This window comes from Ruegeria sp. AM9 (assembly GCF_056540565.1).
Genome location: NZ_JBQFWY010000035.1, coordinates 1 through 1,552, shown reverse-complemented (window position 1 = coordinate 1,552; position 1,552 = coordinate 1). Strand labels below are relative to the sequence as shown.

General features: G+C 50.3%; 1 protein-coding gene. It reads left to right on the top strand.

Going from position 1 to position 1,552, the window contains the following annotated elements; genetic code table 11:
- The coding region (locus ACR0DO_RS19435; protein WP_480561081.1) for a hypothetical protein at positions 1-1,001 on the top strand (1,001 nt) is incomplete at its 5' end.
- Positions 1,002-1,552: the final 551 nt, after the last annotated feature.

The window sequence follows — 1,552 nt, the reverse complement described above, 5'->3', positions numbered from 1 at the left end:
AGGTCAGTCTTTCCAAGACGTCAAACACAGGTTTTTACGCCCCTGAAGATGTAAACGGCACTGGCGTCACAAAAGGCAGCGCCCGGCCAAGTCAGAGTGACTCCTATTACAAGAACATGGCTGGACCAGATTGGTCGGACGTTACATACCCAACTGACGGTACCACAGCACCTACCGATCCCGCTGTTGATCCGGACCCTATCTCATACACGCCGTCGGTAGCACCTGCCCCTGTTGTCGAAGCTCCAGAACTGGTGAGCCCACAGGACACCAACGCAGGTATTCTGCTCGATATATTCGTCGCGTACCCTGATACCGACGAAACGATTTCTGAGATCGGGTCGGGTTCCAGCATTGACAGCAACCTCACTGATGGCAGCCTCTTAACCAAGTATGCCATGTTTAAGGGAAATGGGGCAGAGATAGGCAGTGTTGAGTATACATTAGACGGAATATCTAAGGTGGAAAATAATGAGCCCGGTGCCCTGTTTAGCGGCAAGGGGATCGAAAATTTCCTTGGTGGCAAGCCGTTCGCAGAGAAAACCTGCGCCGCGGAACCGGTTGTATGTAAAGGTGAAAACGGCTCGGGCGGCGTGCTCGAAGCTGTGACCGTTTCCAAAGACCAAAGCACCGTCAAGCTTGAGGACAGTGCTTGGAAGTCTCCGGACCTAGATGGCAAAATCACTGAAGGCACCATCTTGATATTTGATTGCAAGAGCGGTGCAGAAGGTGAGGTCCAGGATATTGGCTTCGCCAAAGAAAGTGGTAAGGGAGGTGCTCTGAAGAAGGTGCTATTTCAACTTGACGGATCTCAGCAACGGGGCACCCAGGACTACAGTGATACGGATGGAGCGGACTCTGGCTTTAAATCCTATGCTATCCTTGTGGGCGAATATTACACAGGTCCCACGGATCAAATCGTTTTAGTGAACGATGCTGCTGCTGACCTCGATGCGATGAGCATATTCAGCAATATCTACCTGATTGACGCCATTTTGTAACGTGAACAGGCGCTGGTTTCTCTAGCCCCTACCGCATTCTAATCCACGCACCTTGGGTGAAGAATAGCACTGATCCCGAGGCGTATCTGCGTGTTCCCGTGACATTTAAATGTCTCAGTTTCGCCCATCTTGAGCCAATAAAAAAAATCAATTTTGTCCGTGTACGCGAAACAATGGTATAGACGTGACAGAAATTGCAGAGCCAACAGCAACGCCTGAACCGCGTGTAAATGTTTGCGCGATCTTGGAACGAGTTCTCCTGTTTAGAAGTCGTATCGGACGGCATCAAGAACCTTCGCCCGACTCCAAGAGGACTGAATTATCTTATTCTCACACACATGATCATCAATGGGCCCCACCACGGATCATGCGAGACGCCTTTGCGTCGCATGATCGCTGCCCCAGAAGTAGATAGGGAACCAGAATGGCAATCATCCACTCATCTGATCTTGGCTGGAAAGCCGGTCAGGACATCTCTGACGAATTTGCCGCGCTGGCGAAAACTTTCAAACCCGGCGACACGTTTGTCTTTGATCACATGTATAAAATTT